We start from the raw sequence: 24,277 nt of genomic DNA, 5'->3' as shown, positions 1-24,277 counted from the left end.
CCAACATCGGCTGACCAAGCCCTACCATCCTTGGACCAACGGTCAGGCCGAGCGGATGAACCGCACGGTCAAGGACGCCACCATCAAGGCTTTCCATTACCCCGACCTCAGCACCCTCAAAGCCCACGTCCTGGCCTTCATCACCGCCTACAACTTCGCCAAACACCTCAAGGCACTCCGATGGCGAACCCCCTTCCAGGCCGTCTGCGACGCCTGGACCAAGGACCCCCACCATCTTCAAAATCAAACCGCACCACCTCATCCCGGGACCAAACAACTAGCTCATTGCTCGGTCGCGTGATTCACGGTTTCGGTCGATTCGACCTCAGCCGATCACGCTCTAATTCCGGACCATCGTCTTCAGGGTCCATCGCGCCCCCCGTGGCACGGCAGGGTCCGGGTCCGGCGTGGCGACGGCTCTCACCTCGACGTCTCGGTCATACCGGCCGGGGCGGGAGACGACCGTCAGCGGGATGTCCGCGCCGACCGCCTTGCAGAATTCCGTGATGATCCGATCGGCGGCCGCCCTGTTATTGGCGTCGAGCGCACGCTGGATGGCCGCCACCTGAGTCTGGCGCGGGCACAGCACGGCGCCTTCTACCGTGAAAAGCGGTCGGTCGAAGCGAAGAGCGTCCTGGGCGAGGGCAACCGCGCCACTTGCACCTGCCGCAACCAGGACCACCGCGAACAGCCGCCGCATGCCCTGCCTCCCACATCGCCGGCGTCGCATCCCCGCGGCGCCGGCATCCCCGGCCGAGCAGGCGCCCGGCTGCCATCAGGCGTGCCGCGCCGCCCGGCGCCGCTGCCCGCGCCTCAGCCGCCCAGGCGGTGCTTCAGCTCGGCCCAGCGGTCGATGATCGGCAGCAATGTGTCGCGGCCGTCGGCCGGCAGGCTGAAGGTGACGCGATCGACGCCGATCTCCTCGCAGTATTTCAGCCGGTCGATCTCCTCGGGAACGCGGAAGATGGTGATCGGCAGGCTGGCGGGGTCGCGCCCCGCCTCCTTCGCCATCTCACGGAATTTGCCGATCAGCACGCCGACGCCGTCCTTCTCCAGCCGGTCGGCGCGCGGAATCCAGCCATCGCCGTAGCGGATCGCCCGCCGCGCCGCATAGGGGAAGGCGCCGCCGACGATGATCGGCGGGTGCGGCTTCTGCACCGGCTTCGGCCATTGCTTCATCTTGTCGAAGTTGACGAATTCTCCGTGATACTCCGGCTCCTCCTGCGTCCAGATCGCCTGCATCGCCTCGATCCGCTCGCGCGCCAGCTTGTGGCGGCTGGCGAAGTCGGTGCCGTGATTCTCGATCTCGTCCTGGTTCCAGCCATTGCCGACGCCGAACAGGAAGCGGCCCCTGGAAAGCTGGTCGATGGTCGAGACCAGCTTCGCCGTCACGATCGGGTCGCGCTGCGTCACCAGCGCGATGCCGGTGCCGATGTTCAGCCTGGTCGTCACCGTCGCCGCCGCATTCAGCGCCAGGAACGGATCCATGATCTCGTAATAGGGCCGGATCAGCGGCCCGCCCGAGGGGTAGGGCGTCTTCCGGGAGGAGGGGATGTGGGTGTGCTCGGGCACCCAGAGGGATTCGAAGCCCCGCTCCTCCAGCACCTGGCCGAGCTCGGCAGGATGCATCGAGTCAGCCGTGAAGAACATCACGGCACCGATCTTCAGCATCTCCATCTCCTCCGCTTTGCCCCGATCCTGCCCGGTCCGGCGGGAGGTGTGTCAAGGCGCGTCAGGGCGGGCTGCCCCCGCCCGGAGCGTGATCGGCCGGGACGGAATCGACCGAAACCGCGAAGCACGCGGCCGGGCACCATCGCGCGCTACCCCTCCTTCCAGGGCGAATCCCGCCAGATCTGGCGGAAGCGCGCCTCCTCGCGGTGCAGCCGGGCGAACCAGGCCGCGCCTTCCTCATAGACCGGCACGGAGAACCGCCCCTCCACCTGGCGGATGAATTCCGGGTCCCTGGCGATGTCGGCCGTCGCCTCCACCAGCCGGGCGACGATGGCGGGCGGCGTCCCGGCCGGCAGCACCAGGCCGCGCTCCGAGCCCATCTCCACCGGGAAGCCCAGCTCCTTCAGCGTCGGCACCTGCGGCTGGAAGGGGCTGCGGGTGGCGCTGGCCTGGGAGAGCATGCGCATCTTGTCCGGCGCGGCCGTGACGGCGCCGAGGTTGAGCCCGATCAGATCCACCTCCCGCCCCAGCAGCGCGGTGCGCAGCCCGGGATCGCCCTGATAGACCACATGGCTCAGCCGGATGCCCGCCGCCTGCTGCAGCAGCACGAGCTGCATGTGATCGTCCGAGCCGACGCCCGGCGAGGCGTAGGTGATGGTGCCCGGCGCCGTCCTCGCTTTCTCGATGACGTCGCCCAGCCTGCGGTAGGGGCTGTCCGCATGGGTGGTGATGGCCGCGGGATCGGTGACGATATTGGCCAGCGGCACGAAATCGCCGAGCTTGAATTGCGCCTGCCGCTCGATCGGGATGGTCAGCAGGCCCGGGTAATTGGTGGTGCCGATGGTATGCCCGTCCGGCCGCGCCCGGGCGGTGGCGCCGAGCGCCAGCTCGCCCCCCGCGCCGGGGCGGTTGCTGACGACCACGGTGCCGCCCAGGCGCTGCTCCAGCGCCCTGGCGTAGCTGCGCGCATCGAGGTCGGTGCCGCCGCCGGCGGTGAAGCCGACGATGATCTCGATCGGCCGTTCCGGGAAGCGCGTCGCCTGGGCCAGCGCCGGGAGCGGCAGGGCGAGCAGGCCGGTTGTAAGCAGCGCACGCCGGCGTACCATGCCGCCGGCCATCCCTTCTTCCTGCATCGAAGGTTCCGCTCCCTTTTGCGGCCAATGGTGGCGGAGGGACCGGCAGCCGGCAACGGTTTCCTGGGCAGGCGAACGGGGCGGGCGAGGGCAGTGCCCGGCGCTCGCGCCGGGCCGTCGCGGCGCAGGACTGGCCGCAGCCCGCCGGACCCTGCGCGAAGAGGCCGGGACGGGCGCGGCCGTCAGGAACAGCGCGCCAGCTATATGATAATGCGACCTATTCGCATATAAGGAGCGCCTGCGCTCCGGAAGGTCTCCGGCGTCGGCGGAGATTGAGGCATGCAGCGTGGTTGAGAGGGGCGCGCCGGCTATTCGCGGCAACGGCACCGCCGCCCCCGGCCGATGAAGCTGAGGAGGCCGCCCCCGGGCGCCGTCGCGACGCCGCGCGGCAGCCGCTCCTTCTGGCTGAAGCACCTGCATCGCTGGCACTGGATCAGCGCGGCCATCTGCCTGGTCGGCATGCTCCTCTTCGCCGCCACCGGCATCACCCTGAACCACGCCGCCGACATCCCCGCCACCCCCCAGGTGACGACCAGCACCGCCACCCTGCCGCCGGCGCTGCTGGCGCAGCTCGGCGGCCCGCCGGAGGCCGGCAAGCAGCCGCTGCCGCCGCCGGTCCGGGCCTGGCTCGGCCAGGCCTTCGGCATCAGCGCCGGCAGCCGGGACGCCGAATGGTCGCCGGGCGAGATCTACCTGGCCCTGCCCCGCCCGGGCGGCGACGCCTGGGTGAGCATCGAGCGCGGCAGCGGCGAAGCCTCCTACGAGGTCACCTCGCGCGGCTGGATCGCCTATCTCAACGACCTGCACAAGGGGCGCGACACCGGGCCGGCCTGGCGCTGGTTCATCGATGTCTTCGCCGTCGCCTGCCTGGTCTTCTGCGGCACCGGCCTCACCCTGCTGCACCTGCATGCCGGCGGGCGGCCGGCCACCTGGCCGCTGGTCGGGCTGGGGCTGGTGGCGCCGCTGATCCTGCTGATCCTGTTCATCCACTGACGAGGGGTATTGATGCGCCTTCCTGCTTTCATCGCCGCCGCCGGGCTGGCCTCCGCCCCCGCCATGGCGGCGGAGCTGACCCTGAACCTGGAGATCCCGCGCCTCGCCGTGGCGGAATACCACCGGCCCTATGTCGCCATCTGGCTCGAGCGCCCGGACCAGCAGGCCGTCGCCACCCTGGCGGTCTGGTACGATGTGGCGAAGCGCAACCAGGAAGGCGAGAAATGGCTGAAGGATCTGCGCCAATGGTGGCGCCGCGCCGGGCGCAGCCTCACCATGCCGGTGGATGGCGTCAGCGGCGCCACCAGGGCGCCGGGTCGCCACACCCTCGCCATCGACACCTCCAGGCCGCCCTTCGCCGGGCTGGCGCCGGGCGACTACACGCTGGTGGTGGAGGCGGCGCGGGAGGTCGGTGGCCGGGAGATGCTGCGCTTGCCCTTCCAATGGCCCCCGGCCACCGCCGCCCGGACGGCCAGCGCCCAGGGCAGCGAGGAGCTGGGCGCCGTCAGCCTCGAGCTGAAGCCGTAACGCCTGACGCCGCAACCGCCTGACGAAGGAGAGACCCATGCCCCGCCTCCGGATGCCCCGCCCCTGGTCCCGCTCCTGGCCGCTGCTGCTGGCGGCGCTGCTGGCCCTGCCGCTGCCGGCCCTGGCGCACCGCGCCTGGCTGCTGCCCTCCGCCACCGTGCTCTCCGGCGACGACGCCTGGGTGAGCGTGGACGCGGCCGTCTCCAACGACCTGTTCTATTTCGAGCATTTCCCCCTGCCGCTGGACGGGCTGACCATCATGGCCCCGGACGGGTCCGAGGTGGCGGCGGAGAACCAGGCCCGCGGCCGCTACCGCAGCACCTTCGATTTCCGCGTGGCGCAGGCCGGCACCTACCGGGTGGCGGTGGCCGGCGGCGGGCTGACGGCCTCCTGGCGGCAGGATGGCCAGACCAGGCGCTGGCGCGGCACGCGGGAGGCCTTCGCGCGCGAGGTCCCGGCCAATGCGGAGGGGCTGCGCGTGACCCTCGGCCAGCGCCGCATCGAATTCTTCGTCACCCGCGGCGCGCCGAGCGACCGCGCGCTGCAGCCGATCAATGAGGGGCTGGAGCTGGTGCCGATCACCCATCCCAACGATCTGGTGGCGGGCGAGCCGGCGCGCTTCCGCATGCTGCTGGACGGCAAGCCGGCTGCCGGCATCGAGGTTTCCGTCATCCCCGGCGGCATCCGCTACCGCGACCAGCTCAAGGAGGTGAAGCTGCGGACCGATGCGGAAGGCGCCGTCACCGTCCGCTGGGACGGCCCCGGCATGTACTGGCTGAGCGCCTCGGTCCGCGACGACCGCTCGGGCCTGCCCAACGTCCAGCGCAATGCGAGCTACGCGGCGACGCTCGAAGTGCTGCCTTGAGCGGAGCCGTCGGGGGCGCCGCATGAACCGGGTGCTGATCCCGGCGCTGCTGGCGGCCCCCGCCATCCCGCGGGATGGCAGGCTGCAGGTGCTGCAGGGGGAGGCCATGGGGACCTCCTGGTCGGTCCGCTGCATCGGTGGCGATGCGGCGCGGCTCCGGGCCGGCATCCTGGCGCGGCTGGAGACGGTGGTGGCGCAGATGAGTCCCTGGGAGGCGGAGTCCGACCTCAGCCGGTTCAACCGCGCCCCGGCCGGCACCTGGCACCGGCTTCCCGCGGAATTCCTCGCCGTCCTCGATTGCGCCCTGGCCGTGGCGCAGGAGAGCGACGGCGCCTTCGACCCCAGCATCGGCACCCTGGTCGATCTCTGGGGCTTCGGGCCAGGGCCCGGGCCGGGCGGGAGCCCGCCGGGGGCGGCGGAGTGCCAGGCGCTGCGGCAGGGGGTGGGCTGGCGGAAGCTCCGCCTCGACCTCGCAGCGGGGCGGGCCTTCCAGCCCGGCGGGATCGGGCTCGACCTCTCCGGCATCGCCAAGGGCTATGCGGTGGATCTCGTCGCGGAATTCCTCGCCGCCGCCGGCATCCCCGCCTTCCTGGTCGAGATCGGCGGGGAGCTGCGCGGCCGCGGCGCGAAGCCCGATGGCACGCCCTGGTGGGTGGCGCTGGAAACCCCGCCGGGCGAGGCGGCGCCGGGGGCGGAGCCCTTCCTGGTCGCGCTGCACGAATTATCCGTCGCCACCTCGGGCGATTACCGCCGCTTCTTCCGGCATGGCGGGCGGCGCTACAGCCACACGCTGGACCCCCGCACCGGCGCCCCGGTCGCGGCGGAGACCGCCGCCGTCACCGTGCTGCACCCGAGCTGCATGCGCGCCGATGCGCTCGCCACCGCGCTCACCGTGCTGGGGCCGCAGTCGGGGCTGGCGCATGCGGTGCGCCATGGCATCGCTGCCCTGTTCCTGACGCGGGAGGGGCCGGGGCTGCGGGAACATATGTCGCCCGCCTTCGCCGCCATGCTGGACTGATCGCCGCTGCCGTGACGCCCGAGACCAGACGCCTGCTGGCGGCGCTTGCCGTCCTGATCTTGTACCTTGCCTTCTGCGCCCTAATCCTGCTGCGCGCCCGGCGCCGGCGCCAGGCCGCGCAGCTTGAGGCCGGCGGCGCGGAGGGGCTGCTCATCGCCCATGCGAGCCAGAGCGGCTTCGCCGAGGAGTTGGCCCGGCGCAGCGCGGCGCTGCTGCGCCAGGGCAGCCTGCCGGTGCGCCTGGCGGAGCTGGGCGGGCTGCCGGCGGAAGCGCTGGCCGGCGCCGGCCGGGCGCTCTTCGTCGTCAGCACCACCGGGGAGGGCGATGCGCCGGATGCCGCCGCCCGCTTCGTCCGTGGCGCCATGGCCGGCCGGCCGGATCTGTCCGGGCTGCGTTTCGGCCTGCTGGCGCTGGGGGATCGCAGCTATGCGCGCTTCTGCGCCTTCGGCCGCAGCCTGGATGCCTGGCTGCGGCAGTGCGGCGCCAGCCCGCTCTTCGACCCGATCGAGGTGGATGACGGCGACGAGGCGGCGCTCCGCCAATGGCAGCAGCTTCTCGGCCGGCTGGCCGGGGGCGCGGCGGAGGGGCCGGGCTGGGGGGCGCGGGACTACGGGCGGTGGCGGCTGGTGGAGCGGCGGCTGCTCAACCCCGGCAGCCTCGGCGGTCCCGCCTTTCACCTGGCGCTGGAGCCGATCGGCGAGGCGCCTCCCTGGTGCGCCGGCGACATTGCCGAGATCAGCCCGCGCAATGCCCCGGAAGCGGTCGCGGCGCTGCTGCGCCGCCTCGGCCTCGCGGCGGCGCCCGGGCTGGAATCGCGGCTGCTGCCGCAGGACCCCGCCGCGATCGGGAAGCTGGCCGGGCTGCCGCCCGCGGCGCTGGCCGAACACCTGCCGCCGCTGCCGCATCGCGACTATTCCATCGCCTCCCTGCCGGCGGATGGCCGGCTGGAATTGCTGGTGCGGCAGGCGCGGCATCCGGATGGGCGGCTGGGTCTCGGCTCCGGCTGGCTGACGGTGCAGGCGCCGCTGGGCGGAGAGGTGGCGCTGCGGATCCGCACGAATCGCAGCTTCCACCCGCCGGAGCCGGGCCGGCCGTTGATTCTTATCGGCAATGGGACCGGCCTGGCCGGGCTGCGGGCGCATCTCCGCGCCCGCCAGGCTGCCGGCGAACGGCGCAATTGGCTGCTCTTCGGCGAGCGCAGCCGGGCGTCGGACTATTTCCATGGGGCGGAAATCGAGGCCTGGCGGGCAGGGGGCTGGCTGCAGCGGCTGGACCTGGCCTTTTCCCGCGACCAGCCGGAGCGGGTCTATGTGCAGGACCGGCTGCGCGCCGCCGCGCCGGAGCTGCGCCGCTGGGTTGCCGAGGGCGCCGCCATCTATGTCTGCGGCAGCCTGGAGGGCATGTCGGGCGGCGTGCATGCTGTGCTGGTCGAGACGCTGGGGGCGGAGGCCGTCTCCGGGCTGCTGGAAGCCGGCCGCTATCGGCGCGATGTGTACTGATGGTGGCGGTCGGGTGCTCACGGTGGCGGTCGAAGGGATGGCGCAGAGGCGGGCGGCCCGTTCCGGCCGCCTCCCGCCCGGGGACGGCACGGGCATTCGCCCCTCTGGCCTCTGCTTCCCGCTGACACCAGCGATATCGATGGCGCAGGACGGTTGCCCGACCGCGACCCGGGAGGGGCCTCAGGCGCCCTCCGCTGACTCGTGGGCGTTTGCCTCATGGGCGTTTGCCGGGCCGCGCGCCTCGGCCGGGCCGCCCGGCGGCGGGAACGCCCCCGCCGGACCTTGGCCCAGTCCTACGGAACCCGGCCTCACCCGCTTCCCGGTGACGCCTCGGGCGGCAGCGTCTCAGATCCCGCCATACGGGTATGTCATCCCGTAATAGTCATAGACGCTGCGCCCGTAGCCCGGCGTTGCCCAGGGGGTTTCATCCTTGGCGTAGCTCGGCGCGCGCTCGAGCTGCTCGCGCGTCACGTCCACCAGATAGCCGCCCAGCCCCGTATCGTAGGACAGCACCTTCCAGGGCAGCGGGTGGTAGCGCTCGCCGATCCCAAGGAAGCCGCCGAAGCTCATCACCGCGTAATCGACCTGACCCGAATACTTGTCGATCATGAGAGTATAGATCGAGCCGACACTCTCGCCCGCGCGATTGTAGACGGTGGTGCCCTCGACCTTGTCCGACGAGATCAGCCGGTCCGTCTCGTTCACGGCAACGCCTTCGCTGCGCGTCGTGGTTGTGGTCGTGGTTGTGTTGGACATCCTGGCCTCCTCTGTTGTCCGTGCAGCTATCAACGGCAGAGGGCGTGGCCGGTTAGGTCGTTACGAGATGGCGCCAGGCCGGGCAGGGAAGCGGCCGCCGGCGCCATATGGGCCGCTTCCGGCCGCCGGGCGATGACGGTGCGCCGGCCTGCCGCCCCGCCGCCCGGGGCCGGGGACCTGCCCCCGGGTCCGGGGAAAGCCTGTCCGGACCTTCGGCAGCGCGGCGCGGATGCAGCCGCTTGCGCTTGGCCGCGTTGGGCGGTGCTGAAAGGCACAGCCATCCAGCCGGGCAGGCCTTAACCCTGCCGCCGGACGCAGCAACTTTCGCGAAACCGTGATCATTCATCCATGCCGCACCGGCAAGGTGCAAGGAGGCCGAGACCATGACCCCGCTGATCGTCTCCGAGACCGAGGAGCAGGTGCAATTGCATTGGCTTGGGCTGCATGTGGCCTTCGCCAAGGATGCCGGGCTGCCCACCGCCTGGCGGGAGGTGGTGGACGCCTCCTCCAACCGGATCGCCATCTATGAGTGGATGGCGGCCTTCGGCCGGCTTGACGAGCCGGGCGAGCCGCTGCCGGGCGAGAGGCTGCGCGTCGTGGCGGACCGCAGCAGGGAGCCCCTCTTCGCCCATTGAAGGCCGCGGGAGGCGTGTGGCGGCCGCGGCAGGCGGCGGGAGCCGCCGATCCCTGCTTGCGCCGGACCCGCGGGGTGCGACCCTTGGGGCCTGCCCAGGAGTCCCGCCATGCCCCAGGCCCGCCCCGCGCGCCAGGCCGATCTCCCGCCCCTGCTGGCGCTTTTCGCCCTCGCCGAGGTGAGCGCCGTCGCCACCCCGCCGGCGCGTGCCGCCGCCCTCTGGGCGGAGATCCTGGCCGCGCCCCACATGGCCGTCTTCGTGACCGAGTCCGGCGGCGGCATCGGCGCCACCTGCACCCTCATCACCGCCCCCAACCTGCTGCGCGGCGGCCAGGGCCACGGCTTCCTGGAGAATGTCGTCACCCACCCCGCCCATCGCGGCCAGGGTCATGGCGGCGCCGTGGTCCGAGCCGCGCTGGCGGAGGCCTGGGCGCGGGGCTGCTTCCACGTGCTGCTGCAATCCGGCCGGAAGGATCCGGCCGTGCACCGCTTCTACGAGGGCTGCGGCTTCCGGCCCGGCCTGCGCACCGCCTATGTGGCGCGCCGGCCTGCCCCGGGCTGAGCGCGCCGGGGTTTGGAGAATCCGCCGCGCCGGCCTATATTACAGCGAGAAATTTCCATTGGTCGGGGCGCGCTTCTCCTGCAGGCGCGCCGGGCCCCGGCGCCCGCCCGACCCGTAGCCGAATGAGAGCATCCACCGCGTGAGCGAGACAGAGAACGGCGGCAGCGGCGCCCGGCCGGAGGACAGCCTTCCGGTCGCGCTAGAGGAGGAGATGCGCCGCTCCTACCTCGACTACGCGATGAGCGTCATCGTCGCCCGGGCCCTGCCGGATGCGCGGGACGGGCTGAAGCCGGTGCATCGCCGCATCCTCTACGCCATGCAGGAAAGCGGCTACACGGCGGACAAGCCGCACCGCAAATCCTCCCGCGTCGTCGGCGACGTCATGGGTAAGTACCACCCGCATGGCGATGCCGCGATCTACGACGCCATGGTGCGCATGGCGCAGCCCTTCTCCATGCGGGTGCCGCTGATCGACGGCCAGGGCAATTTCGGCTCCATGGACGGCGACCCGCCGGCGGCCATGCGCTACACCGAAGTCCGCCTCGCCCGCGCCGCCACCGCCCTGCTGGAGGGGATCGACGAGGACACGGTCGATTTCCAGCCGAATTACGACGAGAGCGAGATGGAGCCGCGCGTCCTGCCGGCGGCTTTCCCGAATCTCCTCGTCAACGGCGCCCAGGGCATTGCCGTCGGCATGGCGACCAACATCCCGACGCACAACCCGGGCGAGGTGATCGACGCCACCCTGGCGCTGATCGCCGACCCGGCGACGCCGCTCGCCCGCATCATGGAGATCATGCCCGCGCCGGACTTCCCGACCGGCGGGCTGATCCTCGGCCGCGCCGGCATCCGCGCCGCCTTCGAGACCGGGCGCGGCTCCATCCCGCTGCGCGCCCGCTGCGAGATCGAGGAGATGCGCGGCGGAAGGCAGGCGATCGTCGCCACCGAGATCCCCTACCAGGTCAACAAGGCAAGCCTGATCGAGAAGATCGCCGAGCTGGTCCGCGCCAAGGCGATCGAGGGCATTTCCGACCTGCGGGACGAGAGCGACCGGGACGGGCTGCGCGTCGTCATCGAGCTGAAGCGCGACGCGACGGCGGAGGTGGTGCTGAACCAGCTCTACCGCATGACCCAGCTGCAGACCTCCTTCCCGGTGAATTTCCTGGCGCTGGACAATGGCAAGCCGCGCCAGATGGGGCTGATCGAGGCGCTGCAGGCCTTCATCGCCTTCCGCGAGGAGGTGATCCTCCGCCGCTCCCGCTACCGCCTCGCCAAGGCGCGGGAACGCGGCCATCTGCTGATCGGCCTCGCCATCGCGGTGGCGAATATCGACGAGGTCATCCGGCTGATCCGCGCCAGCCGCGACGGCACGGAGGCGCGCGCCGCGCTGATGGCGCGCGACTGGCCGGCCGGCGATGTCGGCGCGCTGCTGGCGCTGATCGACGACAGCGGCAACATCGTCACGCCCGAGGGCACGGTGCGGCTGACCGAGGCGCAGGCCCGCGGCATCCTGGCGCTGACCCTGAACCGGCTGACCGGCCTCGAGCGGGAGAAGATCACCGCCGAGCTGGGCGAGGTGGGCGAGCGCATCCGCGAGCTGCTGCACATCCTCGGCAGCCATCCCCGCCGCATGGAGGTGATGCGCGAGGAGCTGCTCGCGGTCCGCGCCCAGATCGCCACGCCGCGGCTGACCCAGGTGCTGGATGGCGTCGCCGACCTCGACGACGAAAGCCTGATCGAGCCGGGCAACATGATCGTGACGCTGACGCGGGACGGTTATGTGAAGCGCACGCCGCTGGAGACCTTCCGGGCGCAGAATCGCGGCGGCCGCGGCCGCAGCGCGGCGGCGACGCGGCAGGACGACGTGGTGATGCGCAGCTTCATCGCGCATACCCATCAATGGGTGCTGTTCTTCACCAGCCGCGGCATCGCCTTCCGCGAGAAGGTCTGGCAGCTCCCGGAAGGCGGCGCGCAGGGGAAGGGGCGTTCGCTGCGCCAGGTGCTGGCGCTGCAGGAGAATGAGCAGGTGACGGCCGTGCTGCCCCTGCCGCAGGATGAGAGCCTGTGGGACGGGCTGCACCTGGTCTTCGCCACCGCCACGGGCAATGTCCGGCGCAACCGGCTTTCCGATTTCCGCAATGTCCGCGCCGCCGGGCTGATCGCGATGAAGCTGGAGGAGGGGGATTCCCTCATCGGCGTCGCCACCTGCCGGGAAGGCGATGACGTGCTGCTGGCGACGCGCCGCGGCCGCGCCATCCGCTTCCAGGCGGCGGAGGATGTGCTGCGCGTCTTCGCCGGGCGGGACAGCTCCGGCGTGCGCGGCATCCGCCTCGCCCAGGGGGACGAGGTGATCGCGCTTTCCGTGCTGCGCCACGTGGAGGCGACGCCGGCCGAGCGCGAGGCGGCGATCCGCGCCGCCGCCCAGCGCCGCCGCGCCAATGGCAATGGGGTGGAGGAGGCCGAGCCCGCCGCGGCGGAGGAGGGCGACGAAGGTGCCGTCCCCGAGATCACCCTCTCCCCCGAGCGGGCGCGGGAGCTGGAGGAGGCGGAGGAGATCATCCTCGCCATCACCGATGGCGGCTTCGGCAAGCGCAGCCTGGCCTTCGACTACCGCATCACCGGCCGCGGCGGCCAGGGGCTGGAGAGCATGGTCTTCAGTCGGCGGACGGGGAAGGCGGTGGTAGCCACCTTCCCGGTGCGGCCGGGCGACGATGTCATGCTGGTGACCGATACCGGGCGGCTGATCCGCCTGCCGGCCGACCAGGTGCGCTTGACGCGCCGCCGCAGCCTGGGCGTCATGCTCCTCCGATTGAATGAGGGGGAACGTGTGACATCCTGCTTCCCGGTCGTGGACGACCAGGGGGAGGCCGGCCCCGATTCCGGCGCGGCGCAGACCGGCGCGCTTGCCGCGACCGAACCTGATCCCTCCGGGCCTGACTCCTCCGAAACTGGGACCCCTTCCGATGGTTGAGCGCGTCGGCCTCTATCCCGGCACCTTCGACCCCGTCACCAACGGGCATCTGGACGTTATCGGCCGCGCCGCGCGCATCCTCGACCGGCTCGTGGTTGGCGTCGCGATCAATATCGGCAAGGGGCCGCTCTTTCCGCTGGAGGAACGGTGCGAGCTGGTGCGGGCCGAGACCGACGCCATCGCCGCCCGCACCGGCACCAGGATCGAGGTGATGCCCTTCGAGGGGCTGCTGATCAGCTTCGCCCAGTCCTGCGGCGCCCGGATGATCGTGCGCGGCCTGCGCGCCGTTTCGGATTTCGACTACGAATTCCAGATGGCCGGGATGAACCGCCGGCTCGATCCGGCGATCGAGACGGTGTTCCTGATGGCCAGCGAGACCAACCAGTTCATCTCCTCCCGCTTCGTGAAGGAGATCGCCCGGCTGGGCGGGGATATCGCCAGCTTCGTCCCGAAGCTGACCCTGGAGCGGACCCTGCAGCGCGTGCGGACCCCCGCTTCCGAATAAGCCCTGCCGGCCAAGCATGAGGAGTGGATGATGCGACGTCGCGACTTCGCCGCCCTGGCCGCGGCTGCCGCCCTGCCGGCTGCTGCCGCCCGGGCGCAGCAGACCCAGGCGCCGGCCGGCGGGGAGAGGCTGGTCTTCGAGCTGAAGGACGGGCCGGTCACCATCCAATTCCTGCCGGATGTGGCGCCGCGCCATGTGGAACGGATCAAGCTGCTGGTCGGCCGCGGCTTCTACGACGGCACGCCCTTCCACCGAGTGATCGAGGGCTTCATGGCCCAGGGCGGCGACCCCACCGGCACCGGCACCGGCGGCGCCCGGGATCTGCCCGATCTGCCGGCCGAGTTCACCAACAAGTACCGCTTCACCCGCGGCATCTGCGGCATGGCCCGCAGCAGCAACCCGAACAGCGCGAACAGCCAGTTCTTCATCATGTTCGGGCCGGCGCCGAGCCTCGACGGACAATACACCATCTGGGGCCGGGTGGTCTCCGGGATGGAGGCGGTGGACAAGATCAAGCGCGGCGAGCCGCCCAACGGCACCGTCCGCGGCCCGGACCGGCTGCTGCGGGCGCGGCTGGCGGCCGCCTGAAACCCGTCACGAAAGGACGCGAAGCATGAGCGACGAAGCCGGCACCCCCGAGAAGATCCCGGGCGAGCCCCCGATCGGGGAAGAGGCCGCGCCGGAGAGCACGGCCGAGGCCGCAGCGCCGGAAGCGGCGGCGCCCGAGACGACCCCCGAGGCGGCCGCCCCCGCCGAGCCCGACCCCAAGCTGGAGAACACGCTGATCCTCGAGCTAAAGGACGGCAAGGTGACCATCGAGCTGCTGCCGGAGCTGGCGCCGCAGCATGTGGAGCGAATCAAGACGCTGGCCCGCGCCGGCTTCTACGACAACACTCCCTTCCACCGGGTGATCGAGGGCTTCATGGCCCAGGGCGGCGACCCCACCGGCACCGGCACCGGCGGCGCGCGTGAGGCAGGGCACGAGAACCTGCCGGCGGAATTCTCGCCGCCCGCCAAGGCGCGCTTCGTCCGCGGCACCTGCGGCATGGCCCGCACCGCGGACCCGAACAGCGCCAGCAGCCAGTTCTTCATCATGTTCGCCCCGGCGCCGAGCCTGGATGGCCAGTACACCATCTGGGGAAGGGTGGTGGACGGCATGGAGGCGGTGGACAAGATCAAGCGCGGCACCGGCGGCAACGGCATCGTCCAGGGGCCGGACCGGCTGGTGAAGGCCCGCATCGCGGCGGACGCGCCGGCAGCCTGAGGCCGCCCGACTTGACAGGGCGGGCGCCCCTGCGTAGGGGGCGCCTCCTGGAGCGGGAGGCGTCCGAGCCTCCCGCCCTGGTGCTGGCATGGGTGGCGCTTCCGGCCGGTTCGGCCGCAGGCGGTCACGTCCCAGCGCGTGAGCCGGTAGCTCAGCTGGTAGAGCACGGGACTTTTAATCTCGTGGCCGAGGGTTCGAATCCCTCCCGGCTCACCAAATGCAATGCCCTGAAATCACCGGAGATTGTCCGGCCGCGCCGCACCGCGCTTGTGGCATTGCAGCCGCCGAACCGGACATCACCGGCCGCATGGCCCGAACCAGGAGCGGCGTTGCGGCTGCGACCTCTCCCGCGGGGCATCGCCCGGCCCGGCGAACCACATCCGGGGACACGGTGACGCTGCCCACCAGGGCATTTTCAAATCCGGCGGAATCGCTCGGGAAATGCGACAGAAGAAGAAGCTAGTGGCCCGAGACCGAAGTCCGCAGGACTGCGGAATCGGGCCACCAGAGCGGGTTCACCGAGCACAGGCGAGGTGAACCGCCCTAGGTTCGGAAGCCCTCGAACCGCGCCGGGATCGCCCGTACCTCCCGCACCACGGCGCGCACGGCGCCCGGGTCCGCCTCCGCCGGGAAGGGAATGACAACGGTGTCCACCAACCCGCCGAAGCGCGTCGCGATGCGCTCGGCGATCACGTCATAGGGGCCGATGGCGGCGAAGAGCTGCAGCACCTCGTCCGGGATCAGCGCCGCCATCTCCTGGAACTCGTTCCGCCGCGCCATGGCGGAAAGGCGCAGGCCGAGCTCCCCCAGCCCGTGCTCCTCCAGCACCGTGCGGTAGGCAGGGGTGGAGGCGTACCAGGCGACGCGGGCGCGGATCCGCTCCGCCTCCGCCTGCACCGCCGCCGCATCCGGGCCGGTGGCGACGAAGCCGCCGCCGCTGACTTCGAACGCCTCGCGCGGCAGCCCGGCCTCGGCCAGCCCCTTGTCGAGCGCCGGCGCCACCTGCCGTTCCAGATAGGCGCGGGTGGCGAAGCTGTGCAGCCGGACGCCGTCGCAATGCCGCGCCGCGGTGCGCAGCATCAGCGGCCCGACCGCGGCGATGGTCACCGGCGGCAGCGGCAGGTGGTTGGGGCCGGGCGAGAAGCCTTCGTTCATCAGGCTGAAGCGGTAATGCTCGCCGGCATAGTCCAACGGGCCGCCGGTCTCCCAGCACCGCCAGATGGCGCGCAGCGCCTGCACGTATTCGCCCATGCGCGCCGCCGGCGCCACCCAGGGCACGCTGAAGCGCCGCTCGTTATGCGCCCGCACTTGGGTGCCGAGCCCGAGCACGAAGCGCCCGCCGGTATGGCGCGCCAGTTCCCAGCTCATGCTCGCCACGATCATCGGGCTGCGGGGGAAGGCGATGGCGACGCTCGTCGCCAGCTCGATCCGCGTGGTGGCGAGGCCGGCGAAGGCGAGCGGGGTGAAGGGCTCGTGCTTGTTCTCGTTCGTCGTGACCAGGTCGATCCCGGCCGCCTCGGCGGCGGCGGCGACGGGGCCGCAGCGGCGCCAATCCTCGACCGGCAGGGTGATGCCAACGCGCATGCAGGTGCCTCCCTCCGCCGCCGTCCCGCGGCGGTCGGCGCAGCCTAGCCGCTCCCGCCGCCGCGCCAAGCCCGCGCCCAGGGAGCCGCCCAGGGGAGCCGCCCAGGGGAGCCGCCCAGGGGAGCCGCCCAGGGGGAGCCGGTTGGACGAGGGAGCGCGAAAGCGCCAAAGTGATGCCCAAAGGACGGAGGAAACGGCATGCCGGGCACCAGCCTGCATCCCCTGTCGCGCCGTGCGCTGCTGGCGCTGGCATCCAGTGGCCTGGCGGCGCCCGCCCTGGCCGCCTGGCCGGACCGGCCGATCCGCCTGGTGGTGGGCTATGCCGCCGGCGGCGGCACCGACCTGACCGCCCGTGCCGTCGCCACCCGCCTGGGCGCCGAGCTGGGCCAGCAGATCGTGGTGGAGAATCGCGGTGGCGGCGGTGGGGTCCCGGCGGTGCAATCCGTGCTGCAGGCGCCGGCCGATGGCTACTCCATCATGTTCTCCACCGCGGCGGTGCTGGTGGCCCGCGCGCTCGGCACGCCGATGAGCTTCGACCCGCTCGAGGTGCTCATGCCGGTCGGGCTGATCGGCGTCAGCCCGAACGTGCTGGTGGTGCACCCCTCGGTGCCGGCGCGCAACCTGCAGGAGTTGCAGGCCTATGGCCGCAGCCGGAGCGAGCCGCTGCGCTTCGGCTCGCCGAGCATCAGCTACACCTCGCATTTCGTGGGGCAGGAGCTGGGGATCGAGGTGGAGGAGGTGCGCTACCGCGGCACCGGCCCGCTGATGAGCGATCTGCTGGCCGGGCGGCTCGACGCCTATCTCATCCCGCTGCCGGGCATTCAGGCGGCGGTGCGCTCCGGCGAGCTGCGGGCGATCGCGGTCAGCTACCGGACGCCCCTGGCGGCACTGCCCGAGGTGGCGACCACGGTGGCGCAGGGGTTTCCCAATCTGATCACCTTCACCTGGACCGGGCTGGAGCTGCGCACCGGCTCGCCGCCCGAGATCGTCGAGGGGCTGGGAAGAGCGTTGAACGCGGCGCTGGCGGATGCGGCGCTGCGGCGGAAGCTCAGCGAATCGGGCGTCGAGGCGGTCGAGCGCACCGACCCGGACAGCTTCCGCGCCCTGGTGCTGGAGGACAAGGCGCGCGCCGAGGCGGTGATCCGCCGCTACAATTTGCGGGAGTGAGCAGCGCCCCTGTTCAGGGCGCGGCCTGCGCCGCCTCGGCCGCGATCTCCTCCAGCAGCCAGGCGCGGAAGGCCTGCAAGGCGGGCGCCCGCCGCCCGGGCGGCGTGACCAGCCAGTAGGAATCGGCCGTGTCCACCACCGCCGCGGCGAGGCGCAGCAGGCGCCGCCGCCGCACATCCTCCGCCACCAGATTCGGTGAGACGATGACGGCGCCCAGCCCCTCCAGCGCCGCCTGCACTGCGAGCGAGGTGCTTTCGAACAGCAGCGGCGGCCCTTGCAGCGCGTGGCCCGTCGCGGCCGCCCAGACCGCCCAATCGCCCGGCCGCACCTTGCTGCCGAGCAGGGTCACCCCCTGCAACCCTTGCCGCCGGACCGTCCGCGCCAGGCCCGGCGCGGCATAGGGTGCCACATCCACCACCTGCAGCCGCTCGGCACCGGGCGCCGGCGCATGGTCGGCGGAGCGGATGGCGGCATCCACCGGATCGCGGGCGAAATCCACCGGCGTGATGGAGGTGGTCACCTCCACCTCCTGCCCCGGATGCCGCGCCCGGAAGCGCGGCAGGCGGGGGATCAGCCAGCGCAGCGCCCAGGTGGTGTAGGCGCGGACGCGCAGCGGGCCGCTTGGGCGCGCGCTGATGGCGCTGGTGGCGCCGCGGATGGTGGCGAAGGCCTGGCCGAGCGCCGCCGCATATTCCTGCCCCGCCGCGGTGAGCCGCACGGAATTGGCGCCGCGATGCAGCAGCAGGGTGCCGAGATGCGCCTCCAGCGCCCGGATGCGCTTGCTGATGGCCGGCTGGGTCACGCTCAGCCGTTCGGCGGCGGTGGTCAGGCTGCCGGTCTCCGCCACCAGGGCAAAGGCGTACAGGCTGGCCAGGGGCGGCATGGTATCGCGCATGGCCCAGCCTAACCTGAGGTTGGCCTACCCCGCCAATTCCTCCCTGGCGCCCGGCCTTCCCCGGGTGCAGCCTCGGCTTCGGAGAAACGCCTGGAAGCCGGTACGCATGCCACCCGATCCCCAATCCCCTGCCATCCACCTGCCCTGGCCGCTGCGCGACAAGGTCGCCTTCGTCGGCATCGGCACCACGCGCTACGGCAATTTCCCGGAGACCGACAGCTATGGCCTGGGCTGCGAGGCGCTGAACGCGGCGCTGGACGATGCCGGGCTGACGCCCGCCGAGATCGACGGCCTCATCGTCAACCGCATCCCGAGCTATGAGCGCTTCGCGGAGATGATGGGCATCAACCCGCAATACTGCCTGCTGACCGAGACACCCGGCCGGTTCTCCGGCGTCTCGCTGGCGCTGGCGGCGCAGGCCATCGCCACCGGCGCGGCGAAGACCATCGCCCTGGTCTATGGCAACAATGGCCGCAGCGTGCGGATGCTGTATGGCGGCGGCGACAGCCAGTGGAGCCCCTGGGGCATGACCAGCCCGGGCGCCATCCACGCCATGATGTGGCAGCGCCACATGCATGATTTCGGCACCAAGCATGGCGATCTCGGCGAGGTCTCGGTCGCCTTCCGCCACCATGCGACGCTCAACCCCGTGGCGGTCATGCACGGCAAGCCCATCACGCTGGAGGACCACGCCACGGCGCGGCCGATCTGCGAGCCGCTGAAGCTGCTGGATTACTGCCTGATCAATGACGGCGCCGTCGCCTGGATCATGACCAGCGCCGAGCGCGCGAAGGACCTGAAGCGCCCGCCGGTGCTGCTCTCCGGCTATGCAAGGCAGGATTGCTTCGCCTATGGCAGCGCCCCGGCCGACGATTACTGGTACCCGACGCTCTCGGCCTGCCGCAGCGTCTATGACCGCGCCGGCATCGGCCGCGAGGACATCCAGGGCCTCGGCATCTACGACAATTTCACGCCGACGGTGATGTTCAGCCTGGAAGGCCTCGGCTTCTGCAAGCAGGGCGAGAGCGGTGAGTTCGTGAAGGGTGGCACGCTGCGCCTCGGCGCCGGGCGCTGGCCGACCAACACCTCCGGCGGGCATCTCTCGGACAGCTACATGCAGGGCTGGGGCATCATCGCCGAATGCGTCCGCCAGCTCCGCGGCGATTGCGGCGCACGGCAGATCCCGGACGCGAAGGTCATGCAATACATCTGCGCCACCCACATCGCGCAAAGCCTGATCCTGCGGAGGGCCGACGCATGACTCTCGCCACCCGGCCGACGCCGCTCGTCGACAATTGGAACAAGCCCTTCTGGGCCGCCTGCGCCGAGGGCAAGCTGGTCCTGCAGCGCTGCAAGGCGACGGGGAAGTGCTTCTTCCCGCCGGCCCCGGTCTCGCCCTTCACCGGCCGTCCGGACTGGGAATGGATCACCGCCTCCGGCCGCGGCACGCTGTGGTCCTTCGTGGTCTTCCACCAGAGCTACTTCCCGGGCATGCGCGATGAGCTGCCCTATCCGGTGGTGATGGTGAAGCTGGAGGAAGGCCCCTACCTGCTCACCAACATCGAGGGGCTGGAGCCCGAAGCCTTGAAGATCGGCATGCGGATGGCCGTCCGCTTCCCCGGCGGGCCGGAAGGCTTCGTCCTGCCGCAATTCGGCCCGGAGGCCTGACCCCATGTCCGATGAGCTGATCATCACCGAAGCCGAGGGCTGGGCGGAGATCCAGGTCAACCGCGAGGCGCAGCGCAACGCGATGAACCGCGCCACGCGCCAGGGCCTGCTGCGCGCCTTCGAGGCGCTGCGCGGCAAGGCCAAGGCGATCGTCCTGACCGGCACCGGCGTCGCCTTTTGCGCCGGCATGGATTTGAAGGAGCGCGAGGCCGACCGCCAGGCCGGCATCGAGGGTGCCGGCGACGAATGGATCGCCGTGAACATGGCGATCAAGGCGCATCCCTCGATCTTCATCGCCGCGGTCAACGGCCTGGCGCTGGGCGGCGGTGCCACGCTGATCAATGTCTGCGACCTGGCGATCGCCAGCACCAAGGCCAGCATCGGCTGCCCGGAGATGGGGTTTTCGACCTATCCCGGCATGGCGGGGCCGGCCATCCAGCTCTCCGGCATCACGCGCAAGCAGGCGGCCTGGCTGGTGCTCACCACCAACCGCATCGACGGCGCCACCGCCGAGCGCTGGGGCATGGTGAACCAATGCGTCGAGCCGGAGGCGCTGCTGCCGACGGCGCGGGCGCTGGCGGAGAAGGTGGCGAAGTTCGACGCCGTGGCGCTGAGCGAGAGCAAGAAGGCGCTGGACCGCATCCCCGGCTTCATCACCGACTGGCAGGAGGCGATGGATCACGGCCAGATGGTGAACCTCACCATCCGCTCGAAGACCACCGCCCAGGCGGAGGGCAGCGCCCGCTTCGCCGCCGGCATCAAGAATCCGGGCCAGGGGGTCTAGCCATGGGTGCGGCCATGCCGGCGCCGCTCGCGGGACGGCGGGTGCTGGATCTCGGCGCGCTCTGCGCCCAGCGGCCGCATGCTCTGGCCGCCTCCATGGCCGCCAAGCTCTGCGGCGCCTATGGAGCGGAGGTGGTGCGGACGCTGCCGGAAGGCGGCGAGCCCTTCGCCGCCCTGCCGCCGCTGCTGCCAGGCGGCGGCTCGGCACTCGACCGCTTCCTGAATGCCGGCAAGCGCCCCGGCCCGGCGACGGGCCGGTTCGATGCCGCCATCGGCGACGCCGCGGCGCTGTCGGCGTATGCGGCTGAGGTGCCGATCAAGGCGCGCCTCTCCGTCTTCGGCCCGGAGGAGCCGGACCCGCCGATGACCGAACTCGGCCTCGCCGCCCTCTCCGGCCTGCTCGGCATCGTCGGCGAGGCGCCGCCGGCGCCGCCGGCGCGGCTGGCCGGGCATCAGATCGCCTATTCCGCCGGGCTTGCCGCCTGCACCGCCCTGCTCGCCGCGCTGCGGGCGGGCGGGGAGGAAATGGTGGATGTCTCGCTCCTCGACGTCACCGCCTGGCTGAACTGGAAGGTGGCGGCGGGGGTGATGGTGATCGGCAGTGCGCCGGTGCGCGGCAGCGCCAAGGCCACCTGGTTCACCGTGCAGGCGCGGGACGGGCATGTCGCCCTGGTCTATCAGGACAAGGACTGGCCGCCGCTGCGCGACCTGATCGGCGATCCGCGCCTGCTGGAGGAGCCCTTCACCACCGGGCCGGGGCGCGGCGCCAACCGCGCGGCGCTGCTGGAGGTGATCGGCCCCTGGTTCGCCGCCCGCACCCGCGCCGAGATCACCGAAGCGGCGCAGGCCCGGCGCGTGCCGATCGGGCCGGTGAAGTACCCCGCCGAATTGCTCGAGGATGCGCAATACCGCGCCCGCGCCTTCCTGGCGCCGGACGGCACGCCCGCCCTGCCGCTCGGCTGGGACGGCCGGCGCCTGGCCCGGGAGGTGACAGATGCCGTCTGATCCCGCTTTGCCGCTCGCCGGCATCCGCGTGGTGGATCTCGGCTGGATCACCGCCGGCGCCGCTTCCTCCACCCTGCTGCTCGACCTCGGCGCCGAGGTGGTGAAGGTGGAGGGGCCGGGCGCGCCGGACCCCTTCCGCCAATGGGAGGGCGCCGATCTCGGCACCGATTGGTGGAACCGCTCCCCCTTCTTCGCCTTCACCAACCGCGGCAAGCAGTCGCTCTGCCTGGACCTGAAGGATCCGCGCGGGCGGGAGGTGCTGCTGCGCCTGCTGGAAGAGGCGGACGTGCTGGTGGAGAATTTCCGCCGCGGCGTCATGGCCTCCTTCGGCCTCGATCCTGCCATGCTGCGCCAGCGCTTCCCGCGCCTCGTCATCGCCAGCATCTCCAGCCAGGGCGAGACCGGGCCGGACCGCGACATGGTCTCCTTCGGCTCCACCCTCGAAGCCACCGCCGGCCTGGCCGCGCTGACCGGCGCCGGCGAGGCGCCGGTGATCACCGGGCGCGACGTGAACTACCCGGACCAGGTGGTCTGCCTCTTCGCCGCCGGCGCCGTCGTCGCGGCGCTGCTGGAGCGCGACCGCACCGGAGAGGGCGCGCATCTCGACCTCTCGCAGCGCGAGCTGACCAGCTTCCTGCTGGGCGAGGAGCTGATCGCGGCCGCCGCCGGCGCGCCCTCGCCGCGCCGCGGCAATCTCGACCCGGCCGAGCCGGAGGAGCGCCTGCTCCCCGATGGCGCGGGCGGCTGGCGCGTCGAATGGCCCGGCGGCAGCGCGCCGGTGCGGGACGGCGTGGCGCTCGCCGCGGCCGAGGAATTCATCCGCGGCACCACCGTGCTGCGCAGCCCGGATGGCAGCCCGGCCAAGGGCATCCCCTTCCGCTTCGCGCGGCGGACGCTGGCGGTGAAGGAGTCCTGCCACACGCTCGGCGCCGACAACCGCGCGGTGCTGGCGGCATCCGGCTTCCCGGCGGAGGAGATCGACCGGCTGGAAGCGGCCGGCGTGCTTGCCACTGCCCCGCGCCCGGCGCGGCGCGGCTGAACCAGACCAACCCGGCACCGGCCGGGACCCATGGAGGAAGCGACCTTGCGACCCGTTACCGAGTTTCCGCTGCCCCGCCGCGGGCTGCTGGCCCTGGCCGCTGGGCTGGGCATCGCTACGCCCGGCCATGCCCAGGCCTACCCGTCGCGGCCGATCCGCCTCATCGTGCCCTACACCCCGGGCGGCGGCACCGACAATCTCGGCCGCCTCGTCGCCCGCGCCCTGACGGACCGGCTGGGCCAGCCCGTGGTGATCGAGAATCGCGGCGGCGCCGGCGGCAATATCGGCCAGGCCGCGGCCGCGCAGGCGCCGGCGGATGGCTACACCACGCTGTTCACCGGCAATGGCATCGCCATCAGCGACCTGCTGTTCCGCAACCCCGGCTATGACTGGAAGAAGGATTTCGTGCACATCGCGCGCTTCGCCAGCACGCCCATGCTGCTGGTGGTGAACAACGAGGTGCCGGCGCGCAACCTGGCGGAGTTCATCGCCTACGCCCGGGCCAACAAGGGCAAGCTGAACCACGGCACGCCGGGCGCCGGCACCTCCCAGCACCTGGCGGCGGCGCTGTTCGACGACCTGGCGGGGACGCAGATCATCCATGTGCCCTATCGCGGCACCGGCCCTTCCGTCACCGGGCTGCTGACCGGCGAGGTGGAGGTGATGTTCGCCTCGGCCAGCGCGGTGGAGACGCTGATCCGCGAGGGCAAGGTGCGCGCTCTGGCCAATACCGCCGCGGCGCGGGCGCGCGCCTGGCCGGAGCTGCCGGCGATCGGCGAGGCGCTGCCGGGCTATGCGGCGGAGCTGTGGTACACCTTCGCCGCCCCGGTGCAGACTCCGGCACCCATCGTGGCAATGCTGGAGAAGGCGGCGCGCGAGGTGATGGAGGATGCCGCCTTCCGCACCCTGCTGATGGAGCGCGGCTTCGACCCGGCCTATCTCGGCCGCGCCGAGCTGAACGCCGCGCTGGACGCGGACCGGAAGCGGTGGGAGCCTGTGCTGCAGCGCACCGGCATCACGCCGGAGTAAGGGGCGACGCTGCCGGCGCGGCGCGCCGGCATCAGGCTCGGATGCTGCAGGCCGCGGCTCGGGATGCGCTGCGCCGGGCACCTGCCGCCGCGACGCTCATGATCGCCGGCGAGACGCAGGGCGACGAAGCCTTTGGAGCGTGATCGGCCGAGGTCGGATCGACCGAAGCCGTGAATCACGCCCCGGATAAGGAGCTGGAGCGGGACGGATGAACGAAGCTCAACCGATCCCGGCTCGGCACGCGCGTCCCCTTCTCTCCGCTGTCGCGCGGCGCCGCGTGGGACGGCGCGGCATCCTGGCCAGACACCTTCCGCGCTATTCGATGACGTAGCGCGCCGTGCCCCGGTGCCCATGGTCGATGGTGCCGTTGAACACCAGCCGGGCCCCGGGCGGCAGCGGCGCCGGCAGCGTGCCGACCAGCCGGTTCGGCTCGGCCGGCCGCAGCGTGAGGGTGGAGGTCTGCCCGCCCGCCTGGATCGTCAGCCGGCCGGAAGCGTGCCGGGTGGAGGAGGGGCGGCCCTGCTCATCGGTGACGAGCAGCGCCAGCTCCGTGCCGGAGACCAGCAGCTCGACCGGATGGCCGTCGATCACCGCGACCGGCCCGCCATGCGGGCCGCGGCGGGGCGCGGTCTGGGCCCGGGCCAGGGCGGGCAGCAGCAGCAGCAGCGGCAGCAGGCCGCGTCGTGCAAGGCGCATCGAAGGTCTCCT

The 24,277-nt window shown here is 71.9% G+C and carries 25 protein-coding genes, 1 tRNA gene and 1 pseudogene; 20 read left to right on the top strand and 7 right to left on the bottom strand.

Annotation, left to right across the window (positions count from 1 at the left end; translation table 11 throughout):
* A pseudogene (locus E5N76_RS20185) lies at nt 1-281 on the top strand (integrase core domain-containing protein); the annotation flags it as partial.
* A 59-nt stretch (nt 282-340) separates the two neighbouring features.
* Here the strand turns inward: E5N76_RS20185 and E5N76_RS20180 are convergent.
* The 3 genes from E5N76_RS20180 to E5N76_RS20170 all read right to left on the bottom strand — a co-directional run bounded on the left by E5N76_RS20180 (nt 341) and on the right by E5N76_RS20170 (nt 2,777).
* Nucleotides 341-700 (bottom strand): hypothetical protein, encoded by a 360-nt coding sequence (locus E5N76_RS20180; protein ID WP_149539116.1) that lies wholly within the window; start codon nt 698-700, stop codon nt 341-343.
* Nucleotides 701-813: 113 nt separating this feature from the next.
* Nucleotides 814-1,671, bottom strand: coding sequence for an LLM class F420-dependent oxidoreductase (locus E5N76_RS20175; RefSeq protein ID WP_207792040.1), 858 nt, complete (start codon nt 1,669-1,671; stop codon nt 814-816).
* Nucleotides 1,672-1,820: 149 nt separating this feature from the next.
* A complete protein-coding gene (locus E5N76_RS20170; RefSeq protein WP_187830295.1) occupies nt 1,821-2,777 on the bottom strand; it encodes a tripartite tricarboxylate transporter substrate binding protein in 957 nt (318 codons plus the stop codon).
* Between the two features lie 369 nt (nt 2,778-3,146).
* On the opposite strand from E5N76_RS20170, the gene E5N76_RS20165 reads away from it, so the two are divergent.
* From E5N76_RS20165 to E5N76_RS20145, 5 genes are read left to right on the top strand one after another with little or no spacing between them, the layout of a single operon-like run.
* A complete protein-coding gene (locus E5N76_RS20165) occupies nt 3,147-3,797 on the top strand; it encodes a PepSY-associated TM helix domain-containing protein (RefSeq protein ID WP_149539114.1) in 651 nt (216 codons plus the stop codon).
* Between the two features lie 12 nt (nt 3,798-3,809).
* Nucleotides 3,810-4,325 carry a DUF2271 domain-containing protein gene (locus E5N76_RS20160; RefSeq protein ID WP_149539113.1) on the top strand — a complete coding sequence of 172 codons (516 nt, stop codon included), beginning with the start codon at nt 3,810-3,812 and terminating at the stop codon, nt 4,323-4,325.
* A 37-nt stretch (nt 4,326-4,362) separates the two neighbouring features.
* On the top strand, nt 4,363-5,190 hold the full coding sequence (locus E5N76_RS20155) for a DUF4198 domain-containing protein (RefSeq protein WP_235907790.1): 828 nt from the start codon (nt 4,363-4,365) through the stop codon (nt 5,188-5,190).
* Nucleotides 5,191-5,212: 22 nt separating this feature from the next.
* Nucleotides 5,213-6,208 carry an FAD:protein FMN transferase gene (locus E5N76_RS20150; RefSeq protein ID WP_149539112.1) on the top strand — a complete coding sequence of 332 codons (996 nt, stop codon included), beginning with the start codon at nt 5,213-5,215 and terminating at the stop codon, nt 6,206-6,208.
* Between the two features lie 11 nt (nt 6,209-6,219).
* Nucleotides 6,220-7,707, top strand: coding sequence for a sulfite reductase subunit alpha (locus tag E5N76_RS20145; protein ID WP_207792039.1), 1,488 nt, complete (start codon nt 6,220-6,222; stop codon nt 7,705-7,707).
* 345 nt (nt 7,708-8,052) lie between these two features.
* Here E5N76_RS20145 and E5N76_RS20140 read toward each other — a convergent pair whose 3' ends face one another.
* On the bottom strand, nt 8,053-8,463 hold the full coding sequence (locus E5N76_RS20140; RefSeq protein WP_149539111.1) for a PRC-barrel domain-containing protein: 411 nt from the start codon (nt 8,461-8,463) through the stop codon (nt 8,053-8,055).
* Between the two features lie 383 nt (nt 8,464-8,846).
* Between E5N76_RS20140 and E5N76_RS20135 the strand changes: the two genes are divergently transcribed.
* The 7 genes from E5N76_RS20135 to E5N76_RS20105 all read left to right on the top strand — a co-directional run bounded on the left by E5N76_RS20135 (nt 8,847) and on the right by E5N76_RS20105 (nt 14,615).
* Nucleotides 8,847-9,098 (top strand): hypothetical protein, encoded by a 252-nt coding sequence (locus E5N76_RS20135; RefSeq protein WP_149539110.1) that lies wholly within the window; start codon nt 8,847-8,849, stop codon nt 9,096-9,098.
* Between the two features lie 108 nt (nt 9,099-9,206).
* Complete coding sequence (locus E5N76_RS20130) at nt 9,207-9,659, top strand: GNAT family N-acetyltransferase (RefSeq protein WP_149539109.1); 453 nt, start codon at nt 9,207-9,209, stop codon at nt 9,657-9,659.
* Nucleotides 9,660-9,870: 211 nt separating this feature from the next.
* A complete protein-coding gene (gene gyrA / locus E5N76_RS20125) occupies nt 9,871-12,630 on the top strand; it encodes a DNA gyrase subunit A (RefSeq protein ID WP_235907792.1) in 2,760 nt (919 codons plus the stop codon).
* The gene (coaD, locus tag E5N76_RS20120; protein WP_149539107.1) at nt 12,623-13,135 is read left to right on the top strand and encodes a pantetheine-phosphate adenylyltransferase; all 513 of its coding nucleotides are present in this window, start codon (nt 12,623-12,625) and stop codon (nt 13,133-13,135) included. The genes gyrA and coaD overlap by 8 nt, the downstream gene beginning before the upstream one ends.
* Before the next feature lie 27 nt (nt 13,136-13,162).
* Nucleotides 13,163-13,723 (top strand): peptidylprolyl isomerase, encoded by a 561-nt coding sequence (locus E5N76_RS20115; RefSeq protein ID WP_187830294.1) that lies wholly within the window; start codon nt 13,163-13,165, stop codon nt 13,721-13,723.
* 181 nt (nt 13,724-13,904) lie between these two features.
* Nucleotides 13,905-14,399 (top strand): peptidylprolyl isomerase, encoded by a 495-nt coding sequence (locus tag E5N76_RS20110; protein WP_235907791.1) that lies wholly within the window; start codon nt 13,905-13,907, stop codon nt 14,397-14,399.
* Nucleotides 14,400-14,539: 140 nt separating this feature from the next.
* Nucleotides 14,540-14,615, top strand: a tRNA-Lys gene (locus tag E5N76_RS20105).
* 327 nt (nt 14,616-14,942) lie between these two features.
* On the opposite strand, the gene E5N76_RS20100 is transcribed toward E5N76_RS20105, so the two are convergent.
* Nucleotides 14,943-15,983 carry a TIGR03617 family F420-dependent LLM class oxidoreductase gene (locus tag E5N76_RS20100; RefSeq protein WP_149539104.1) on the bottom strand — a complete coding sequence of 347 codons (1,041 nt, stop codon included), beginning with the start codon at nt 15,981-15,983 and terminating at the stop codon, nt 14,943-14,945.
* A gap of 198 nt (nt 15,984-16,181) precedes the next feature.
* On the opposite strand from E5N76_RS20100, the gene E5N76_RS20095 reads away from it, so the two are divergent.
* Nucleotides 16,182-17,150: a Bug family tripartite tricarboxylate transporter substrate binding protein gene (locus tag E5N76_RS20095; protein ID WP_149539103.1), complete on the top strand. Its 969-nt coding sequence runs from the start codon at nt 16,182-16,184 to the stop codon at nt 17,148-17,150.
* A 13-nt stretch (nt 17,151-17,163) separates the two neighbouring features.
* On the opposite strand, the gene E5N76_RS20090 is transcribed toward E5N76_RS20095, so the two are convergent.
* On the bottom strand, nt 17,164-18,045 hold the full coding sequence (locus E5N76_RS20090; RefSeq protein WP_149539102.1) for a LysR substrate-binding domain-containing protein: 882 nt from the start codon (nt 18,043-18,045) through the stop codon (nt 17,164-17,166).
* A 106-nt stretch (nt 18,046-18,151) separates the two neighbouring features.
* Between E5N76_RS20090 and E5N76_RS20085 the strand changes: the two genes are divergently transcribed.
* From E5N76_RS20085 to E5N76_RS20060, 6 genes are read left to right on the top strand one after another with little or no spacing between them, the layout of a single operon-like run.
* On the top strand, nt 18,152-19,306 hold the full coding sequence (locus E5N76_RS20085; RefSeq protein ID WP_149539101.1) for a thiolase C-terminal domain-containing protein: 1,155 nt from the start codon (nt 18,152-18,154) through the stop codon (nt 19,304-19,306).
* Nucleotides 19,303-19,713, top strand: coding sequence for a Zn-ribbon domain-containing OB-fold protein (locus E5N76_RS20080; protein WP_187830293.1), 411 nt, complete (start codon nt 19,303-19,305; stop codon nt 19,711-19,713). Before E5N76_RS20085 ends, E5N76_RS20080 begins: the two co-directional genes overlap by 4 nt.
* A gap of 4 nt (nt 19,714-19,717) precedes the next feature.
* The gene (locus E5N76_RS20075) at nt 19,718-20,497 is read left to right on the top strand and encodes an enoyl-CoA hydratase/isomerase family protein (RefSeq protein ID WP_149539099.1); all 780 of its coding nucleotides are present in this window, start codon (nt 19,718-19,720) and stop codon (nt 20,495-20,497) included.
* A gap of 2 nt (nt 20,498-20,499) precedes the next feature.
* The gene (locus E5N76_RS20070; RefSeq protein WP_187830292.1) at nt 20,500-21,501 is read left to right on the top strand and encodes a CoA transferase; all 1,002 of its coding nucleotides are present in this window, start codon (nt 20,500-20,502) and stop codon (nt 21,499-21,501) included.
* Nucleotides 21,491-22,540 carry a CaiB/BaiF CoA transferase family protein gene (locus E5N76_RS20065; protein ID WP_149539097.1) on the top strand — a complete coding sequence of 350 codons (1,050 nt, stop codon included), beginning with the start codon at nt 21,491-21,493 and terminating at the stop codon, nt 22,538-22,540. Before E5N76_RS20070 ends, E5N76_RS20065 begins: the two co-directional genes overlap by 11 nt.
* Nucleotides 22,541-22,585: 45 nt before the next feature.
* The gene (locus E5N76_RS20060; RefSeq protein WP_187830291.1) at nt 22,586-23,569 is read left to right on the top strand and encodes a Bug family tripartite tricarboxylate transporter substrate binding protein; all 984 of its coding nucleotides are present in this window, start codon (nt 22,586-22,588) and stop codon (nt 23,567-23,569) included.
* Nucleotides 23,570-23,884: 315 nt separating this feature from the next.
* On the opposite strand, the gene E5N76_RS20055 is transcribed toward E5N76_RS20060, so the two are convergent.
* On the bottom strand, nt 23,885-24,265 hold the full coding sequence (locus E5N76_RS20055) for a hypothetical protein (protein ID WP_149539095.1): 381 nt from the start codon (nt 24,263-24,265) through the stop codon (nt 23,885-23,887).
* Nucleotides 24,266-24,277: the final 12 nt, after the last annotated feature.

The organism is Siccirubricoccus phaeus (assembly GCF_008360935.1).
Taxonomy (GTDB): domain Bacteria; phylum Pseudomonadota; class Alphaproteobacteria; order Acetobacterales; family Acetobacteraceae; genus Siccirubricoccus; species Siccirubricoccus phaeus.
Note: the sequence above shows the minus strand (reverse complement) of the source record. Positions and strands in the feature narration are given on the sequence as shown.

What these genes read in the sequence shown, in the direction of transcription:
- E5N76_RS20180 (WP_149539116.1), bottom strand. Translation starts at nt 700, where the DNA reads ATGCGGCGGCTGTTCGCGGTGGTCCTGGTTGCGGCAGGTGCAAGTGGC.
- E5N76_RS20175 (WP_207792040.1), bottom strand. Translation starts at nt 1,671, where the DNA reads ATGCTGAAGATCGGTGCCGTGATGTTCTTCACGGCTGACTCGATGCAT.
- E5N76_RS20170 (WP_187830295.1), bottom strand. Translation starts at nt 2,777, where the DNA reads ATGGTACGCCGGCGTGCGCTGCTTACAACCGGCCTGCTCGCCCTGCCG.
- E5N76_RS20165 (WP_149539114.1), top strand. Translation starts at nt 3,147, where the DNA reads ATGAAGCTGAGGAGGCCGCCCCCGGGCGCCGTCGCGACGCCGCGCGGC.
- E5N76_RS20160 (WP_149539113.1), top strand. Translation starts at nt 3,810, where the DNA reads ATGCGCCTTCCTGCTTTCATCGCCGCCGCCGGGCTGGCCTCCGCCCCC.
- E5N76_RS20155 (WP_235907790.1), top strand. Translation starts at nt 4,363, where the DNA reads ATGCCCCGCCTCCGGATGCCCCGCCCCTGGTCCCGCTCCTGGCCGCTG.
- E5N76_RS20150 (WP_149539112.1), top strand. Translation starts at nt 5,213, where the DNA reads ATGAACCGGGTGCTGATCCCGGCGCTGCTGGCGGCCCCCGCCATCCCG.
- E5N76_RS20140 (WP_149539111.1), bottom strand. Translation starts at nt 8,463, where the DNA reads ATGTCCAACACAACCACGACCACAACCACGACGCGCAGCGAAGGCGTT.
- E5N76_RS20135 (WP_149539110.1), top strand. Translation starts at nt 8,847, where the DNA reads ATGACCCCGCTGATCGTCTCCGAGACCGAGGAGCAGGTGCAATTGCAT.
- E5N76_RS20130 (WP_149539109.1), top strand. Translation starts at nt 9,207, where the DNA reads ATGCCCCAGGCCCGCCCCGCGCGCCAGGCCGATCTCCCGCCCCTGCTG.
- gyrA (WP_235907792.1), top strand. Translation starts at nt 9,871, where the DNA reads ATGCGCCGCTCCTACCTCGACTACGCGATGAGCGTCATCGTCGCCCGG.
- coaD (WP_149539107.1), top strand. Translation starts at nt 12,623, where the DNA reads ATGGTTGAGCGCGTCGGCCTCTATCCCGGCACCTTCGACCCCGTCACC.
- E5N76_RS20115 (WP_187830294.1), top strand. Translation starts at nt 13,163, where the DNA reads ATGATGCGACGTCGCGACTTCGCCGCCCTGGCCGCGGCTGCCGCCCTG.
- E5N76_RS20100 (WP_149539104.1), bottom strand. Translation starts at nt 15,983, where the DNA reads ATGCGCGTTGGCATCACCCTGCCGGTCGAGGATTGGCGCCGCTGCGGC.
- E5N76_RS20095 (WP_149539103.1), top strand. Translation starts at nt 16,182, where the DNA reads ATGCCGGGCACCAGCCTGCATCCCCTGTCGCGCCGTGCGCTGCTGGCG.
- E5N76_RS20090 (WP_149539102.1), bottom strand. Translation starts at nt 18,045, where the DNA reads ATGCGCGATACCATGCCGCCCCTGGCCAGCCTGTACGCCTTTGCCCTG.
- E5N76_RS20085 (WP_149539101.1), top strand. Translation starts at nt 18,152, where the DNA reads ATGCCACCCGATCCCCAATCCCCTGCCATCCACCTGCCCTGGCCGCTG.
- E5N76_RS20080 (WP_187830293.1), top strand. Translation starts at nt 19,303, where the DNA reads ATGACTCTCGCCACCCGGCCGACGCCGCTCGTCGACAATTGGAACAAG.
- E5N76_RS20075 (WP_149539099.1), top strand. Translation starts at nt 19,718, where the DNA reads ATGTCCGATGAGCTGATCATCACCGAAGCCGAGGGCTGGGCGGAGATC.
- E5N76_RS20070 (WP_187830292.1), top strand. Translation starts at nt 20,500, where the DNA reads ATGGGTGCGGCCATGCCGGCGCCGCTCGCGGGACGGCGGGTGCTGGAT.
- E5N76_RS20065 (WP_149539097.1), top strand. Translation starts at nt 21,491, where the DNA reads ATGCCGTCTGATCCCGCTTTGCCGCTCGCCGGCATCCGCGTGGTGGAT.
- E5N76_RS20055 (WP_149539095.1), bottom strand. Translation starts at nt 24,265, where the DNA reads ATGCGCCTTGCACGACGCGGCCTGCTGCCGCTGCTGCTGCTGCTGCCC.